General features: G+C 61.9%; 16 protein-coding genes. 13 read left to right on the plus strand and 3 right to left on the minus strand.

Annotation, left to right across the window (positions count from 1 at the left end; translation table 11 throughout):
- Positions 1-17: 17 nt before the first annotated feature.
- The 12 genes from ilvE to I8J29_RS14980 all read left to right on the plus strand — a co-directional run bounded on the left by ilvE (position 18) and on the right by I8J29_RS14980 (position 12,392).
- Positions 18-899, plus strand: coding sequence for a branched-chain-amino-acid transaminase (gene ilvE, locus I8J29_RS14925; RefSeq protein ID WP_208848358.1), 882 nt, complete (start codon positions 18-20; stop codon positions 897-899).
- A gap of 178 nt (positions 900-1,077) precedes the next feature.
- Positions 1,078-2,988: a LysM peptidoglycan-binding domain-containing protein gene (locus I8J29_RS14930; RefSeq protein ID WP_208848359.1), complete on the plus strand. Its 1,911-nt coding sequence runs from the start codon at positions 1,078-1,080 to the stop codon at positions 2,986-2,988.
- Between the two features lie 130 nt (positions 2,989-3,118).
- The gene (locus tag I8J29_RS14935) at positions 3,119-3,775 is read left to right on the plus strand and encodes a BofC C-terminal domain-containing protein (RefSeq protein WP_208848360.1); all 657 of its coding nucleotides are present in this window, start codon (positions 3,119-3,121) and stop codon (positions 3,773-3,775) included.
- A 189-nt stretch (positions 3,776-3,964) separates the two neighbouring features.
- Entirely contained in the window at positions 3,965-4,468 is a 504-nt protein-coding gene (ruvC, locus tag I8J29_RS14940) for a crossover junction endodeoxyribonuclease RuvC (protein ID WP_090641666.1), read from the plus strand.
- Positions 4,465-5,097, plus strand: a complete 633-nt coding sequence (gene ruvA, locus I8J29_RS14945) for a Holliday junction branch migration protein RuvA (protein ID WP_208848361.1) — start codon at positions 4,465-4,467, stop codon at positions 5,095-5,097. The genes ruvC and ruvA overlap by 4 nt, the downstream gene beginning before the upstream one ends.
- A gap of 17 nt (positions 5,098-5,114) precedes the next feature.
- Positions 5,115-6,170: a Holliday junction branch migration DNA helicase RuvB gene (gene ruvB / locus I8J29_RS14950; RefSeq protein WP_208848362.1), complete on the plus strand. Its 1,056-nt coding sequence runs from the start codon at positions 5,115-5,117 to the stop codon at positions 6,168-6,170.
- Entirely contained in the window at positions 6,170-6,616 is a 447-nt protein-coding gene (locus I8J29_RS14955; protein WP_090641662.1) for a thiol-disulfide oxidoreductase DCC family protein, read from the plus strand. The genes ruvB and I8J29_RS14955 overlap by 1 nt, the downstream gene beginning before the upstream one ends.
- Positions 6,617-6,640: 24 nt before the next feature.
- Positions 6,641-8,812 carry a SpoIID/LytB domain-containing protein gene (locus I8J29_RS14960; protein WP_240546209.1) on the plus strand — a complete coding sequence of 724 codons (2,172 nt, stop codon included), beginning with the start codon at positions 6,641-6,643 and terminating at the stop codon, positions 8,810-8,812.
- Positions 8,813-8,822: 10 nt separating this feature from the next.
- The gene (gene queA, locus I8J29_RS14965; protein ID WP_208848363.1) at positions 8,823-9,869 is read left to right on the plus strand and encodes a tRNA preQ1(34) S-adenosylmethionine ribosyltransferase-isomerase QueA; all 1,047 of its coding nucleotides are present in this window, start codon (positions 8,823-8,825) and stop codon (positions 9,867-9,869) included.
- Between the two features lie 23 nt (positions 9,870-9,892).
- On the plus strand, positions 9,893-11,029 hold the full coding sequence (gene tgt, locus I8J29_RS14970; protein ID WP_208848421.1) for a tRNA guanosine(34) transglycosylase Tgt: 1,137 nt from the start codon (positions 9,893-9,895) through the stop codon (positions 11,027-11,029).
- A gap of 18 nt (positions 11,030-11,047) precedes the next feature.
- A complete protein-coding gene (yajC, locus tag I8J29_RS14975) occupies positions 11,048-11,395 on the plus strand; it encodes a preprotein translocase subunit YajC (RefSeq protein ID WP_208848364.1) in 348 nt (115 codons plus the stop codon).
- Positions 11,396-11,528: 133 nt separating this feature from the next.
- Entirely contained in the window at positions 11,529-12,392 is an 864-nt protein-coding gene (locus I8J29_RS14980; protein ID WP_208848422.1) for a DUF421 domain-containing protein, read from the plus strand.
- Positions 12,393-12,496: 104 nt separating this feature from the next.
- On the opposite strand, the gene I8J29_RS14985 is transcribed toward I8J29_RS14980, so the two are convergent.
- Positions 12,497-13,357 carry a phosphatase PAP2 family protein gene (locus I8J29_RS14985; RefSeq protein ID WP_208848365.1) on the minus strand — a complete coding sequence of 287 codons (861 nt, stop codon included), beginning with the start codon at positions 13,355-13,357 and terminating at the stop codon, positions 12,497-12,499.
- A 121-nt stretch (positions 13,358-13,478) separates the two neighbouring features.
- Positions 13,479-13,880: a TIGR04086 family membrane protein gene (locus I8J29_RS14990; RefSeq protein ID WP_208848366.1), complete on the minus strand. Its 402-nt coding sequence runs from the start codon at positions 13,878-13,880 to the stop codon at positions 13,479-13,481.
- 199 nt (positions 13,881-14,079) lie between these two features.
- Between I8J29_RS14990 and I8J29_RS14995 the strand changes: the two genes are divergently transcribed.
- Positions 14,080-14,814, plus strand: coding sequence for a DUF421 domain-containing protein (locus I8J29_RS14995; protein ID WP_208848367.1), 735 nt, complete (start codon positions 14,080-14,082; stop codon positions 14,812-14,814).
- Positions 14,815-14,921: 107 nt separating this feature from the next.
- Here I8J29_RS14995 and spoVB read toward each other — a convergent pair whose 3' ends face one another.
- On the minus strand, positions 14,922-16,532 hold the full coding sequence (gene spoVB / locus I8J29_RS15000) for a stage V sporulation protein B (RefSeq protein ID WP_208848368.1): 1,611 nt from the start codon (positions 16,530-16,532) through the stop codon (positions 14,922-14,924).
- Between the last annotated feature and the right edge of the window lie 72 nt (positions 16,533-16,604).

Raw genomic sequence — 16,604 nt, forward strand, 5'->3', positions numbered from 1 at the left:
GAGGTGCAGGTACCATCATGGCGGAACAAGTGATTTATCTCAACGGGAACTACGTAAGCAAAGAGGATGCCAAGGTTTCGGTGTTCGATCACGGATTTCTCTACGGCGACGGCATTTTCGAAGGGATCCGGATTTACAACGGCAACATCTTTAAATGTAAGGAGCATCTCGACCGGCTGTACGATTCCGCGAAATCGATCATGCTGGACATTCCGCTCTCCTACGGGGAGATGGAAGCGGCGCTCGTCGAGACGATCCGCCGCAACGAGCTGCGCGACGGCTACATCCGGCTCGTCGTTTCGCGCGGTCCCGGGAACCTGGGCCTGGATCCGACGCGCTGTCCGGCGGCTTGGGTCATCATCATCGTCGAGCAGCTGGCGATCTACCCCGAGGAAGCGTACCGCGACGGCCTCGTATCCGTATCGGTCTCGCAGCGCCGCAACCTGCCGGAAGCCCTCAATCCGAAGATCAAATCGCTGAATTACTTGAACAACATTTTGGTGAAAATCCAGGCGAACCTGGCCGGCGTGGGCGAAGCGATCATGCTGAACGCCCAGGGCTACGTCGCGGAGGGCTCCAGCGACAATATCTTCATCGTCAAGCGCGGGGTCGTCTACACGCCGCCTTGCTACGTCGGGGCCTTGGAAGGCATTACCCGCGCGACCATCATCGAGCTGTGCGCGAAGCTGGGCTATTCGCTGAAGGAGGAGCCGTTCACGCTCCACGACGTCTACGTGGCGGACGAGGTGTTCTTCACGGGCACGGCGGCGGAAGTCATCGCGGTGCGCGAAGTGGACGGCCGGACGATCGGCGAAGGGAAGGCGGGCCCGGTCACGTCGCGGCTGCTGGCGGAGTTCCGCAAGACGGTCGAGCTCGACGGCGTGAAGGTCTACGAATAAGCGTCCCGATCGGATTGAATCGAAGCTTTTCCAAGGGCGTCCGCCCGCGGGAAGCTTCATTTTTTTTTTGCGAACATGGGTGACACTCGCCCACCTCCTGCATAGGATGTAGGGATTGATAACGGGCGTTTGCCACGTCTGCCCCAGACGTAAAAACGTGACAGGAGGTTTTTGGCGGGTGAAAATTCATATTGTGAAAAAAGGCGATACGCTGTACTTGATCGCGCAAAAGTACGACGTGTCGCTGGAAGAGATTTTAAAGCTTAACCCTTCGATTACGAATCCGGACGAAATCGACGTCGGCATGAAGATCAAAGTGCCGGCGACGACGGGCGGCGATATGGACATCATGCACCAGCACGTCGTGCAGCAGGGCGATACGCTGTGGAAGCTGTCCAAAGCATGGGGCGTGCCGCTCGGCGATATGATCAAGGCGAATCCGCAGCTGAAGAACCCGAACGTGCTGCTGACGGGCGAAGTCGTCAACATCCCGAAGCCGGGCATGTCCGGAACCATGCCGGAGACGCACGAGATGCATCACGGCCACAAATCGGGAACGGGCCACCATCCGCTCCATCCGTCCTCCGTCATGCAAGGCGTGCAAGGGCTAATGGGCAAAATCCCGACCGGTAAAATTCCGACGGGCAAAAAATCGACCGGTCAAAAGCCGAGCACGGCGCCCGTGCCGACGCCGATGCCGGAACCGACGCCCGCGCCGATGCCGATACCTACGGAAATTCCGGTCGTAGAGAAAAAATATCCGACGTATCCGACCTACGAACATAACGTCGACTTGTTCAAGCAGTACGGCATTCCCGCGACTGAAGTCATGTCGCTGCACGACCTGCCGGCAGCTCCGGTACACAGCGGCTACGGCTACAGCCAGCCGACGGCGGTGTCGCCGGAGATGACGGGCGGCTACATGCCGACGGCGGTGTCGCCGGCCATGACGGGCGGCTACATGCCGACGGCGGTATCGCCGGCCATGACGGGCGGCTACATGCCGACGGCGGTATCGCCGGCCATGACGGGCGGCTACGGCATGCCGACGGCGGTGTCGCCGGCCATGACGGGCGGCTACGGCATGCCGACGGCAGTATCGCCGGCCATGACGGGCGGCTACGGCATGCCGACGGCAGTATCGCCGGCTATGACGGGCGGCTACATGCCGACGGCGGTGTCGCCGGCTATGACAGGCGGCTACGGCATGCCGACGGCAGTATCGCCGGCCATGACTGGCGGCTACATGCCGACGGCGGTATCGCCGGCGTCGACGGGCGGCTATATGCCGACGGCGGTATCGCCGGCGTCGACGGGCGATTATAGCATGCCGACGGCGGTGAGCCCGGCGGAAACGTCGCCGCAATCCAGCCTGCCTTGGGGAGCGCCGAGCTACGGTTGGGGATCGCCGATGGTCAGCCCGGCCAGCACGCAGGACTACGGCATGCCGTCGATGGTATCGCCGGAGAGCACGGGCCCCATGGGCGGCTACGGCATGCCGTCGATGGTATCGCCGGAGAGCACGGGCCCGATGGGCGGCTACGGCATGCCGTCGATGGTATCGCCGGAGAGCATGGGTCCGATGGGCGGATACGGCATGCCGTCGATGGTCTCGCCGGAGAGCATGGGTCCGATGGGCGGATACGGCATGCCGTCGATGGTCTCGCCGGAGAGCATGGGTCCGATGGGCGGTTACGGAATGCCGTCGATGGTATCGCCGGAGAGTACGGGTCCGATGGGCGGCTACGGCTTCAATCCGTCGGTCGTCTCGCCGGCAAGCATGGGTCCGATGGGCGGTTACGGCTACTACAATCCGTCCATGGTGTCGCCTGCCGGCACGGCGCCGTACAGCTACGGCTACATGGGAGGCGGTCAAGTGTCGCCCGTCAGCACGAGCGGCAACAATAAACCGTGCAACTGCGGCTCGCGGGACGAAGACGAATTCGAAGCGCCGGAAGAGCCCTTCGAATCCGTGAACGCCAAAGTCAGCAAGGCGCCGGCGAGGAAGCCGGCCAAAAAGGCCGTCGTCCGCCAGAAAAACAGCATGAAGCCGAAGCGCCGCGACAGCTTGCCTTGGATCAACCGCTAAGCCCGAAGGAACGCGCCCCGTCCGCATCGATGGCCGATGCGACGGGGTTTTTCTTATGCGCCGGGCGCGCATGCATATTTCGCCAATGCATAAGCCAAACTAACAAAAAAGGCAAATGGGGGGAACCCATATGATGACATTCAACGTGTGGCGCAAAGTCAAAGAGAAGCTAAGGCGCGGCCGACGGCCCATGTGGCAGCTGGCCTGCTTCTGGCTAGCGGTCGGCCTGTTCGCGCTCCCCGGCCCGCAGGCCGGTTCGGCGGCCGCGGAGCCGGGCGCTCCCGCGGCGGCGGCCGAGCCGGACGACGGCAGCCGGAGCGTCATCGGGGCGCTGTCCGACATGCGGGCGACGGTCACGGTCAAGCTTCACCGGGTCTACATTTGCGGCGAAGAATCGGAAACGATCGGCAGCCTGAGCTCCGCAGACGCGCTGCGCATGATGAAGCAACACCCGGAGTGGACGGCGATGGTGGACGAGCAGGGCGCCGTCGTGATGGAGCAGCGGATCGACGATCTATCGGATGCGTGCAAGCGCAGCGCTTATTTCGGATTGGACAAGCTGGGCCGCTTGTCGCTGTTCGACGGCGAGCCAAAGAAGGAGAAGGTGATGCGCACCTTCTTCCAGCTGGACGTCAATTACATGGAGAGCAGCCTGCCGCGCGAGCGGATCGACGAGCTGGTCAATGGCATCCGCGTGACGGACAAGGACGACTTCAACAGCGTCCTGTCGACCTTCAGCGATTATGCGGTGGAGCGCACCGAGAAAGTCATGAAGCGCACGTTTTAACGCCGTTTCCGGCGTCATACGCGAACATCGAAGGACGGTCGCCCCGGGCGGCCGTCCTTTCGCTTTGCCCGCCGCGGCGGGCGGGACAAAACGCGTGTTCTCATTCGACCCATCATTTGATATAATGGGAGGAAGCCATTATTAGCTATTGCGTCAATTATATCGGGTGGCTCGGGGAGAGAAGAAGCTTTGCGGGTGCTAGGCATTGATCCGGGAATCGCCATCGTGGGCTTCGGATTCATCGACAAAATCGGGAGCAAGCTCGTTCCCGTGCAATACGGCTGCATCACGACGGAAGCGAAGACGCCGCAAGAAGAGCGCCTGAAACAGGTGTACGAGTCCGCTTGCGCGCTCATGGACCGCTACAAGCCGGACACCGTCGCGGTGGAGAAGCTGTTCTTCAACCGCAACGTCACGACGGCGTTTTCGGTCGGCCAGGCGAGGGGCGTCATTATTTTGGCGGCGGCGCAGCGCGGTCTTCCGGTGGCGGAATATACGCCGCTGCAGGTGAAGCAGGCCATAGTGGGCTACGGCAAAGCGGAGAAGCGGCAGGTGCAGGAGATGGTGCGGATGTTTCTGAAGCTGAGCGCCATTCCGAAGCCGGACGACGTCGCGGACGCGCTGGCGGTAGCCATTTGCCATGCCCATTCGGCGGTTCTGGTCAACAAAATCAACGAGGTGAACCGCTCATGATCGATTACGTCAAAGGGCGGGTCGTCCATCTGGACACGGAATTCGTGGTGGTGGACGTGCGGGATATCGGCTATCAAATTTTCGCGCCGAATCCGTACGCGTTCGCGAAGAGCGACGAGCCCGTCACGATTTATACGCATCATCACGTCCGCGAGGACGCGACGCTGCTGTTCGGTTTCGCGACCCGCGACGAGCAAGCGATGTTCCGCAAGCTGCTGGACGTGTCCGGCATCGGTCCCCGCGTGGCGCTCGGCATCCTGACGGGCGGGAAGCCGGAAACGATCGCGGCGGCGATCCAGCAGGAGAACCTGACGTTCTTGACGAAGCTGCCGGGCATCGGACGGAAGACCGCGCAGCGCATGGTGTTGGACTTGAAAGACAAGCTGGACGCGATTCCGGGCGGCTTTAGCTTCGCGGCGGCGGGCGTCGCGTTCGAAGACCCCGGGACCGGCGCGGCGGAGGCGCAGGGCGGTAAGAATTGGCGCGAGGCGCGCGAAGCGCTGATGACGCTGGGCTACACGGCGGCGGAGCTCGACCGCGCCTGGCAGGCGATGCAGTCGTCGGCCGCGCCGGACGAATCGGTCGACGCGCTGATGAAGCGGGCGCTGCAGCAATTGTTTAAAGGCTAGGAGGAGGGGCGAGGCGAATGGACGAGAGGATAATTTCCGCCAACCTCATGATGGACGACCAGGCGGTGGAGCTTAGTTTGCGTCCCCGCTACTTGTCCGAATATATCGGTCAGTCCCAAGTAAAGGAAAATTTGAAAGTATTCATCGAGGCGGCGAAGTTCCGCAAGGAGGCGCTCGACCACGTGCTGCTGTACGGCCCGCCGGGCCTCGGCAAAACGACGCTGTCGAACATCATCGCGAACGAGCTCGGCGTCAATCTGCGCACCACGAGCGGACCCGCGATCGAACGGCCGGGCGACCTGGCCGCCCTGCTGACGAACCTGCAGGAAGGCGACGTGCTGTTCATCGACGAGATTCACCGGCTCCACCGCTCGGTGGAAGAAGTGCTGTACCCGGCGATGGAGGACTTCGCCCTCGACATCATGATCGGCAAGGGGCCGAGCGCCCGCTCCGTGCGGCTGGAGCTGCCGCCGTTCACGCTGATCGGCGCGACGACGCGCGCGGGCCTCTTGTCCGCGCCGCTGCGCGACCGCTTCGGCGTCGTCAGCCGGCTGGAGTTCTATACGACCGACGAGCTGGCGTACATCGTGTCGCGCGCGTCGGAAATTCTCGGCGTAAGCGTCATCGGCGAGGCGGCCCAGGAGATCGCGATGCGCGCCCGCGGAACGCCGCGGATCGCGAACCGGCTGCTGAAGCGGGTGCGCGATTTCGCCCAGGTTCGGGGCGACGGCATCGTCACGCACGAGCTGGCGCGCACCGCGATGGGACTCATTCAAGTGGATCCGCTCGGGCTCGACAGCATCGACCACAAGATGCTGCGGGCGATGATCTCGATCTATCGGGGCGGCCCCGTCGGGCTCGACACGATCGCGGCGACGATCGGCGAAGAGGGCCAGACGATCGAGGACGTCTACGAGCCGTATTTGATGCAGATCGGCTTCCTGCAGCGGACGCCGCGCGGCCGGATGGCGACGCCGCTCGCGTACCGCCATTTGGGCTTGCCGGTCCCTGAGGAGGCCGCCGCGTCCGGCGACGCGGCGGAAGCGGAGGAAGAAGGAGGCGGCTTCGTCTAATGGGCTCTAGAAGGAAACAAGCTGAAGAGGAGAGGCGGGAGAAGCTGATCGTCCTCTACGACGGAACGTGCAATTTGTGCTTGGCCAGCGTCCGCCGTTTGAAGGAGCTTCAGTCGACCGCGATTTTGCGGTTCATTCCGGTCCAATCGCTCGAGGACACGTACGAAACGATTCCCGAGCTTTCAGCTGTAACCGAAGATCAGCTTCTGACGAAAATGCATGTCGTGGAAATGGACGGCACCGTGCATGCCGGGGCGGCCGGCGTCGTTCGCATCCTGCGGACGGTGCGCGGCTGGAGATGGCTCGCGCCGCTGTACCGGGTGCCGGGACTGCGCGGCGTGGCCGATTTGCTTTACCGGATCATCGCGGGCAGGCGCTACGAATGGTTCGGCAGGTCCGACGAGAGCTGCCATGAAGGCGTCTGCGCGCTGCCCAAGCGGGATTAAGCCATTAGGAGGACAAGAAAGCCGATGAGAGGCGAACACGTGCAACTCGACGGGAGGCGGAGAACGAAGCGGCGGCCGGCGGCGATGCCGCGGGCGAAGCGGACGCTGGCGGCCATCGCGGCCGGCGCGATCGCGCTGTCCGTATGGACCTCCCACCCGTCCCAAGGCGCCGCCGTACCGGCGCTGGATACGATCCGAGTCGGCATTTTTCTTAATACGAGCAAATACAGCCTCAGCACGGCCGCGGCGACGTTCGGCTCGGCCGGCGCGCTGGCGGTCGGCGTGCGGACCCCGTCCGACATCGTTCCGCTGTTTCAGACGGGCGCCGGCGAATCCGTCCGGATCACGCTGGACGATTACAAGCCGCTGCTGCTGGAAACGACGGATTTCATGAAGGCGCTGAACGTCATGAAACGGCTGAAGGCGCTCGGCGCGTCCGGCTTCATGACGGCGGCGGCCGGGTCCGGCGGCAAGCTGTACCGCATCCTGGAGGGCTCCTACGCGACGGCCGCGCTGGCCGGCGCCGCGGGCGACAAGTGGATGAAGGACGGGACGATCGCCGGTTACGCCGGCACGTCCAAGAAAGCCGGCTTGACGGGTCCGCTGCATCTGGACACGGGCGCGAAGTACGCGTCCCAGAGCGAAGCGGCCGCCGCCGCGCAGAAGCTGAACGACGCCGGCGTAGACGCCTATGCGGCGCTGAAGCAGACGGGAACCGCCGCCGGCTTCTATACCGTATTGGTCGGCGCCGCGGCGGACCAGACCGCCTTGGCCGCGGTCAAAGCATTGGCGCAGCAAGCAGGCGGGGGAGGAACGCTGAGCCCGACGGACGCCAAGTCGTCGTACTTTCTCATCCGCGACGACTACACGACGGCGGATTCGGCCTCGAAGCCGGCCGTGCCGCTGATCGCCGTGCCGGCTACCGGCGCCAAGCTGTGGCTGGACTCGGCGTCGGCGGGCGGCATAAAGCTGACGGAGCGGTATAACCGCAGCTATCGCGGGTCGTTCGAAGTCAGCGGCCAAAGCGGCAAGCTGGCCGTCATCAACGAGCTGCCGTTCGAGCAGTACATCTATTCCGTCGTCGGCGGCGAGATGCCGGCGTCCTGGCCGGCGGAAGCGCTCAAGGCCCAAGCGATCGCGGCGCGTACATACGCCCTGTACCAGGGCTTCGGCTTTCAAATCGCCCACGTCGTGGATACGACGCTCAGCCAGGCTTACGGCGGCATCGGCGCGGAGAAGCCGACGACGATCGCCGCGGTCGACGCGACGCAAGGCGAAGTGGCGACGTACGAGGGCAACGTGATCAATACCGTATTCTCGTCCAGCGCGGGCGGCTTCACGGCGGACGCGCAGGAGATCTGGGGCAGCAGCGTCGATTATTTGAAGAGCGTCGAAAGCCCGGACGCCTCCTCGGAGAAAGGCTTGTACAAATGGTACCGCGTCGTGTTGCCGAACAGCCTCGTCGGGTATATCCGCGAGGATCTGCTCGAGGACACGGGCCAGGAATCCGCGGGCGGACAAGCCGTGCTGCGCGTGAAGACCGACGGGACGAAGGTCCGTCCGATTCCGCTCGTGCAGGACAACGTGGCGGTCGTGGACACGGTGAACCGCGGCACGCTCGTCGTGCAGCTGGAGAAGGTGACCCAATCCAACGAAATGTCGTGGGTGCGCGGCACGTATTCCGCGGCCGAGCTGCTCAAGCTGACGCAAGGCAAGCTGAGCAAGCCGATCAGCGGCCCGATCCGGACGCTGGAAATCGGCAAGGAGGGCCCGTCCGGACGCCCGACCGAAATCTTGGCCAACGGACAAGCCGTCTCCGTCAAGACGCCGGACGCGTTCCGTTCCGCCTTCGGAAGCTTGCCGAGCACCCTGTTCACGATCGACGAAACCGCGCGGATGACGATCGCCGGCGCCGGCGGAGCCACGCGCGAACGCCCCGCGGACAGCGGTGCGCTCTATACGGTCGGCGCCGACGGTCAGACGCAGGAGCTCAAAGCCGCCAACTTCTTCATCCTGAACGGCGACGGCACGGTCCGGGCCGCGACGAAGGACCCTTCGTTCCGGTTCGTCGGTTCCGGCAACGGCCACGGCGTCGGGCTTTCGCAGTACGGCGCGCGCGGATTGGCAGAACTTGGGTATGACTACAAATATATTATGCAATACTACTATAAAGACTCGAAGATCGTGAAGGAATGACAAGAACCCCATGAATGTAAACGAATTTGATTTTGACCTGCCGGAGCGCTTGATCGCGCAAACGCCGCTGGCCGACCGCACGTCGTCCCGGCTGCTGACGCTGAACAAGGCGACCGGCGACATCGGGCACGAGCGCTTCACCAAGCTGGCCGAGCTGTTGAACCCCGGCGATACGCTGATCTTGAACGATACCCGCGTCATGCCGGCCCGGCTGCTCGGCGTCAAAGCCGACACCGGCGCGAAGGTCGAGCTGCTTCTTCTGAAGCAGCTGGAAGGCGACCGCTGGGAGACGCTGGCAAAGCCCGGCAAGCGGCTGAGAGCCGGCGTTAAGCTGAACTTCGGAGATGACGGCGAGGGCCGGCCGCTGCTGGAAGCCGAAATCGTGGCGGAAGGCGAACAGGGCGCGCGCGTCGTGGAATTCCGGTACGAAGGGATTTTCAACGAGCTGCTGGACCGGCTAGGGGAGATGCCGCTGCCGCCGTATATCAAGGAACGGCTGGACGACCGCGAACGTTACCAGACGGTATACGCGAAGCATGAAGGCTCCGCCGCCGCGCCGACCGCCGGCCTGCATTTCACGAAGGAATTCCTGGACGAGCTGGCGCGCAAAGGCGTGCGGATCGGCTATATCACGCTGCACGTCGGGCTCGGCACGTTCCGGCCGATGTCGGTCGATACGGTCGAGGAGCATACGATGCATGCCGAATATTACGAGCTGAGCGAAGAGACGGCGGCGCTGCTGCGCGAAGCGAAGGCCGGCGGCGGGCGAATCGTCGCGGTCGGCACGACTTCGGCCAGAACGCTTGAAACCGTTGCGGCACGTTATGCGTATGAAGAGTTACGGGCTTGCAGCGGCTGGACCGACATCTTCATTTTCCCGGGGTACGCATTCAAGCTCGTGGACGCGCTGTTGACGAATTTCCACCTGCCGAAGTCGACGCTCGTGATGCTCGTCAGCGCCTTGGCCGGACGTTCGGCGATCATGCGGGCGTACAAGGAAGCCGTCGACCGGGAGTACCGGTTCTTCAGCTTCGGCGACGCCATGTTTATTTACTAGCAATTGCGGAAAGAGGCAGAAGCATAGTGGCAATTACTTACGAATTATTGAAAACCTGCAAGCAAACGGGCGCGCGGCTCGGCCGCGTGCATACGCCGCACGGCGTCATCGAGACGCCGACGTTCATGCCGGTCGGCACGCAGGCGACCGTCAAGACGGTCAGCCCGGAAGAGCTGAAGACGCTCGACGCTCAAATTATCCTCAGCAACACGTACCACCTGTTCGTCCGGCCCGGCCACGAGATCGTCCGCAAGGCCGGCGGACTCCACAAGTTCATGAACTGGGACCGCCCGATATTGACGGACAGCGGCGGCTTCCAAGTGTTCAGCTTGAGCGAGATGCGCAAGATCAAGGAAGAAGGCGTGGAATTCCGCAACCATCTGAACGGTGATAAAATGTTCATCTCGCCGGAGAAAGCGATGGAGATCCAAAACGCGCTCGGTCCCGACATCATGATGGCATTTGACGAATGCGCGCCTTATCCGGCCGAATACGACTACGTCAAGCAATCGATGGAACGGACGACCCGTTGGGCCGAGCGCTGCCTGGCGGCCCATGCGCGCCCGCACGACCAGGCGTTGTTCGCGATCGTGCAGGGCGGCATGTACGAGGATCTGCGCCGCCAAAGCGCGACCGAATTGACTTCCCTGGATTTTCCGGGGTATGCTATTGGGGGCCTCAGCGTAGGCGAACCGAAGGATCTGATGTATCGGATGCTGGAATGTACGGTTCCGCTGCTGCCGGCCAACAAGCCCCGCTACTTGATGGGCGTCGGCTCGCCGGACGCGCTGCTGGACGGCGCGATTCGCGGCGTGGACATGTTCGACTGCGTCCTGCCGACCCGGATCGCGCGCAACGGCACGACGATGACCAGCTCCGGCCGGCTCGTGATCCGCAACGCCAAGTTCGCGGAAGACTTCGGTCCGCTCGATCCCGAATGCAGCTGCTACACGTGCACGAATTACTCGCGCGCCTATCTTCGCCACCTCATCAAGGCGGACGAAACGTTCGGCATTCGCCTGACGACGATTCATAACCTGCACTTCCTGCTGGAGCTCATGCGGGGCGTTCGCCAAGCGATCATGGACGACCGGCTGCTCGATTTCCGGAACGCGTTTTTTGACAAATACGGCTTGAACGAGAACGACAAAGGATTTTAACGAAAGGGGTGAAATGAAATGTCAGGAGCTGCATCCTTAATTCCGTTCATTCTGATGTTCGCGGTGTTCTACTTCCTGCTGATTCGTCCGCAGCAGCGCAAGTCGAAGCAGCGGAACCTCATGCTCGGCGGAATCAAAAAAGGCGATAAAATCGTCACGATCGGCGGCATGCACGGCACGATCCTGGAGCTGACCGACGATACGGTCGTGCTTCGCGTGAACGATGCCACGAAGATTACCTTCGATCGCAGCGCGATCAACACGGTCGTCTCCTCGAGCGCGGCCATGACCGCGGCGCCGGCGACGGCACCGGCGACGGCACCGGCCATGGTGAAGGAAGAGAAGCCGGAAGATATCAAAGGCTAATACGAAGGAACGAAGCGGCGCCCGCGAGCGCCGCTTTTATTATTGCCCGCCGATCCCGGCCGGAGGCTCATAGTTTCCAGCAAGCGGGCAAATACTATAGCGACGATAACGGGATCGAGGTGTGAAGCAAACCATGTACCTATGGGTGGAAATCATCCTGCGCACGCTGTCCGCGGTCGTCTTCCTGCTGCTGCTGACGAAGGTGCTCGGCAAGCGGCAGGTGACGGAGCTGTCCGTCTTCGAATACATTACCGGCATTACGATCGGTAACCTCGCGGGCTACGTGTCTTTGGAAGCGGAAAATACGTGGTATCTGGGCATGATTTCGCTGGCGGTGTGGGCAGCCGTGTCGCTCGCCATCGAATTGTTGCAAATGAAGAGCAAAAAGGCGCGCGATTGGATCGACGGCCAGCCGACGGTGCTGATCCAGAACGGCAAAATCCTGGAGGGCAACCTGAAAAAAGAACGCGTAACGACGGACGAGCTAATGGAAAGCCTGCGGCGGAAGGACGTGTTCAAGCCGGCCGACGTCGAGTTCGCCGTCATGGAAGTGAGCGGCGCCATTAACGTCATGCTGAAGGCGGAGAATCAGCCGGTTACGCCGAAGACGCTCGGCCTTCGGGTGCAGCCGGAGCATGAGCCGCAGGTCGTCGTCATGGACGGCAAGATCCTGCCGGATCCGCTTCGGTCTTCCGGCTATAACGAGGTTTGGCTGAAAAAGGAATTAAAGAAGTCGGACGTCAAGATCGAGGACGTCTTCCTGGCGCAAATCGACGACAACGGCTCGCTGTACTTCGATCTCTTCGACGACAAGGCGAAGCTGCCGAAGAACCCGAACGGCCAAGCCGGACTGCTCGCGGCGCTCAAGAAATGCGAAGCCGACATGGAGATGTACGGCTTGCTGTCGGGGGACGACAAGGAGAAAGTGCAGTACGCGGCTTGCGCGAAGCAGCTGCAGAAGCTTATCGACGACGTGCGGCCGCTGATTTATCAATGACCGCGAACGACAAAAGACCGCTGCCAGAGGCCGAAGCCCCGCCGCAGCGGTCTTTTGTCGTAAAGGGAAATGCGTTGAAACGGTCGGGATCATGCATCTGCCGCTTACTTGGCGTCCTCCCGCAGGTAGCTGACCGGCGAAGGCGGAACGACCGTCCCCCGGCGTCCGCGCAGCGACCATGTCGCCTTGCTGAGCCGGATGCCCATGAACGAAGCGAAGGTCGCGAGCGCGAGGCCCCCGCACATGTCGATGAGCCAATGGATGCCGAGGTAGAAGATCGCGAAGATGATGACCGCGGCGCTAATGCCGCAAAACCATGCCCAGCGCTTAATCCCGGACTTCGCGGCCAAAATCGCCAACGTCACGGATATCGACGTGTGCAGGCTAGGGAAGCAGTTGTTCAAGCCCGACAAGGCGCGATATTGGTGCTCGAAGTTCGGGAACACCTGCAGCATCAGGAAGCTGACGTTCGGATCGTGGTACCAAACTTCGCTGACCGGGAAGAACAGGTAGAACGGAATCGCGACCGCGTAGTTGATCATGATCGCGTAGCAGGTTGCGTAGAACATCCTTTTATTCGGGCTTCGCAAGGTATAGATGCCGACGGATGCGATCAGCAGCGCCTGAAAGACGACGACGTACATGAACGCAAGGAACGGCGTCAGCCAGTCGTGCTGGAACGTATGCTGGAAGTTCGCGACGAAGCTGCCTTCGATCGATTGAAAAAAGCCAGCGAAATCATGCGTGTTCGACATGCCCTTTTCGATGCGAAGTTCGAACTTATTGCAGAACAGGATCAGAATCAAAAGCACGAAATGCGCGTTATATTTACGGTTGAACAGGTTCTCTTTCAGGAACAATCCGGCGACTTTAAACGGATTGGCCGCGGCCCCGTACCAGATAAGAACGACGACGGTCAGCGCCGTGTAAATGGCGACAGTCGTCATATTATTGAACAAAGTCATGATTCTAATAATCCCCCTAAGACGTTGCGTCGTTACGATCCGATTTAGTATAACACATTCCGCGGGGATGATTACAATCGCGAAATGCGCGGGCTCGGGCCGCAACCGGGGCGCGCGGCGGTCAGGAACGCTTCGTGTTGACGCCGATCATGCCGCCGAAAGAGCCGCACAGGAGCGTTTCGAGCATCATCGTCAACGTTTTGCCGCTGAAGCCGGTATTGCTGGCCAGAAAGCCGATCAGCAAAATAAGGATGCCGTAGACCAAGCCCAGCACGCCGCCGTAATACCAACCCCGCTGCCTGGAACGCCGGCCCGAGACGAATCCGCCGGCCAAGGCGGAGCAGCCGTGCACGAACAGGCTATACGTCGGCAGCTCGCTCTCCTGCATGCTGCCCCAACGCAGCATCATCGAGAGCAGCAATGCCCCGGCGGCCAGCCATATGGCCGCATACAGGATGCCGGAAAGCAGCGGCGAGGACATGTGCACTTTCGGAACGTTTTTCATCGCGGTTATCGGTTTCATCCGAGATCTCCCTCCATCTTCGCTTCTTGTCCAATTACTACAACATATGGCCAAGCCGGGTGGAATAGTACAGGTGAAAACGCCGTTTCGGGGCAGGCCGCGGCGCGAACGGATTCCATAATTTCGAATCGGCCCCTTCGTATGTCGGGATGACCATCCGGTGACAATAGTTGTACCTTACGCTGGGAGGGCGGTCCTTATGGAATACTGGAGTCTGTTGTTCCGTACGCTTCTCATTTATTTGGTCGTGTTCGTCATCATGCGGCTGATGGGAAAGCGGGAAATCGGCAAGCTGTCGGTGTTCGATCTGGTCATCTCCGTCATGATCGCGGAAATCGCCGTTTTCGTGATCGAGGATACGAAGCGTCCCATCATGGACGGGATATTTCCCATGGCCATCCTGCTCGTGGTCCAAATCGGAATAGCGCTGGTCTCTCTTAAGTTCCGCCGCATGCGAACCTTGATCGACGGCGAACCGACGATCATCGTCGAGCGGGGCAAGCTGAATCGCGAGGCGATGCGCAAACAGCGTTACAATTTGGACGACCTGCTGCTGCAGTTCCGCGAGAATAAGACGAACATCGCCGACGTCGAATTCGCGATTCTCGAATCCACAGGCAAGCTGTCCATCATTCAGAAGGACAAAGCGACCGACCCGTCATCGGCCGGGGAGGAAGAGACGGGGAACCGGGAAGAGCCGCTGCCCAAGACGTTTCCGCGCAACTATCGGTTCGAGAATTTGCCCGTGCCGTTGATCATGGACGGCGAAATTCAGAAGCGTAACCTGGAAATGCTCGAGAAAGACCGCTTCTGGCTCAACAATCAGCTCCGGCAGCGCGGCATCGTCGACGCGAAGCAAGTGTTCCTGTGCACGATCGACCACCGGGGGAAACTGTTCGTCGATTTGAAGCACAGGGGCAAACCGACCCCATAGACGAATCGCAGCAAAGCCGCAACGCAGCCGAACCCGGCAGCGAGAACCGCATGTCCGTCCCGATTCCGATACAAGCGAAAGCACCGGCAAGCGAGCCGGTGCTTTCGTCATGACCGGAACCAGCGTCCGATGAGCGGCAGCCTCGCGGCGTCGGACCGGTCGATGATGCGCAGCGCGACCATCAGGACGAGGTAGACGACGACGCCGGCGGCGCAGGCGGCGACGAGGTTCAGCCATAGGGCCGGCAGCGTCCGGAGGTTCATGACCCACAGCGCCGCGGCGCCCATGATCAGCATCGCCGCCCCCACCTTCAGGAAGTCGAGCCACTTCATGCGGAAGCCGACGAACCGCACCACGCTGATCCAGTGGAGCACCGTGACGAGCACGATGTTGATGTTGATCGCGATCAATGCGCCATAGATGCCGAGCTCCGGCATCGAAGCGAGCTTCAAGATGAGCACGAGCTTCACGACGGCGCCGATGAACGTGTTCGTAAGCGCGGTCGTCGGCTTATCCAGCGCCTGCAGCGCAGCCTGCAGCGGCGCCTGCAAATAGATGAACAATCCGACCGGGGCGATCCACTTGAGCATGGGGGCGATTTCGGCGTGATTGTACAGCACGCGGCAGATGGGCTCGGCGAAGAGGAGCATGACGACGATGAAGGGGGCGCCGGTCACGAGCGCGAGGCGCATCGATTGGTGCAGCCGGATATGGATCGTCTTCTTGTCGCCCTTCGCCGCGGCTTCCGACAGCGACGGCACGAGGGAGACGGCAAGGGAATAGGTGAGCGCGGTCGGCAGGAGCAGGATCGGGATGATCATGCCCTGCAGCGCGCCGTATTGCGCCGTCGCGGCGCCCGTGGCGATGCCGGCCATCAGAAGCGCGCGGGCAGTGAAGATGGATTCCAGCAGGTACGAGAACGAACCGATCATGCGGCTGGCCGTCACCGGAACGGATAGGCTGACGAGGCGGCGCATGACGGGGATGCGTTCCGCGGACGCCGGTCCCCCGTAAGCGGGCTTGCGAACGTCCGGCGGGGATGCCTGCTCGTCCGGGAGCGAGGAAGCCGGAGCCGCCGTCTTCCTTCTCCGCTCGCGGGCGTAATGGAGCAGCAGCACGGCGAAGCCGGCCACCTCGCCCGCGACGACGCCGAGCATCGCGCCAGCCGCGCCCCAAGCGAGGCCGAGCGGCAGGAGCCACTTCGCGAACAAGAGCGCGAATATGATGCGGATGACCGTTTCCATCGTTTGCGAGAGCGCGGTCGGAATCATGTTCTGCTTGCCCTGGAAGTAGCCGCGGTAGACGGAAGAGACGCCGATGATCAGCAGCAGCGGACTCATCATCCGGAACGTCTGGAACACGCGCGGGTCGGTCATCAGATGGGTCGTAATCCACGGCGTCAGCCAGACGAACAGCGCGGTCAGCGCGGCCGCGAGCATCAGCGTAAGCGCCATGGCCGAGCGGAAGATCTGCTTGACGCGCCGGGCGTCGCCTTGGGATTCCGCTTCGGCGATCCATTTGGCGACCGCGAGCGGGATGCCGCCCGTGATCAGCGTCAGCAGCACGATCAGAAACGGATAGCCGAGCTGGTAGATGCCTACGCCTTCGGGACCGATAATGCGGGGCAGCGCGATTCGCGGCACGAAGGCGAGGATCCGGTTAACGATGCCGGCGGCAAGCAGAATCAAGGCGCCCTTAATGAACGTTTGCTTGGTCAATGCGTTCCTCTCCCTCTACCGTGAACATGTCCTATCTCCATGCTTATGCGCGGCATGTCCGCTTCCATGCAG

The sequence above is a fragment of the Paenibacillus artemisiicola genome, from assembly GCF_017652985.1.
GTDB lineage: Bacteria > Bacillota > Bacilli > Paenibacillales > Paenibacillaceae > Paenibacillus_Z > Paenibacillus_Z artemisiicola.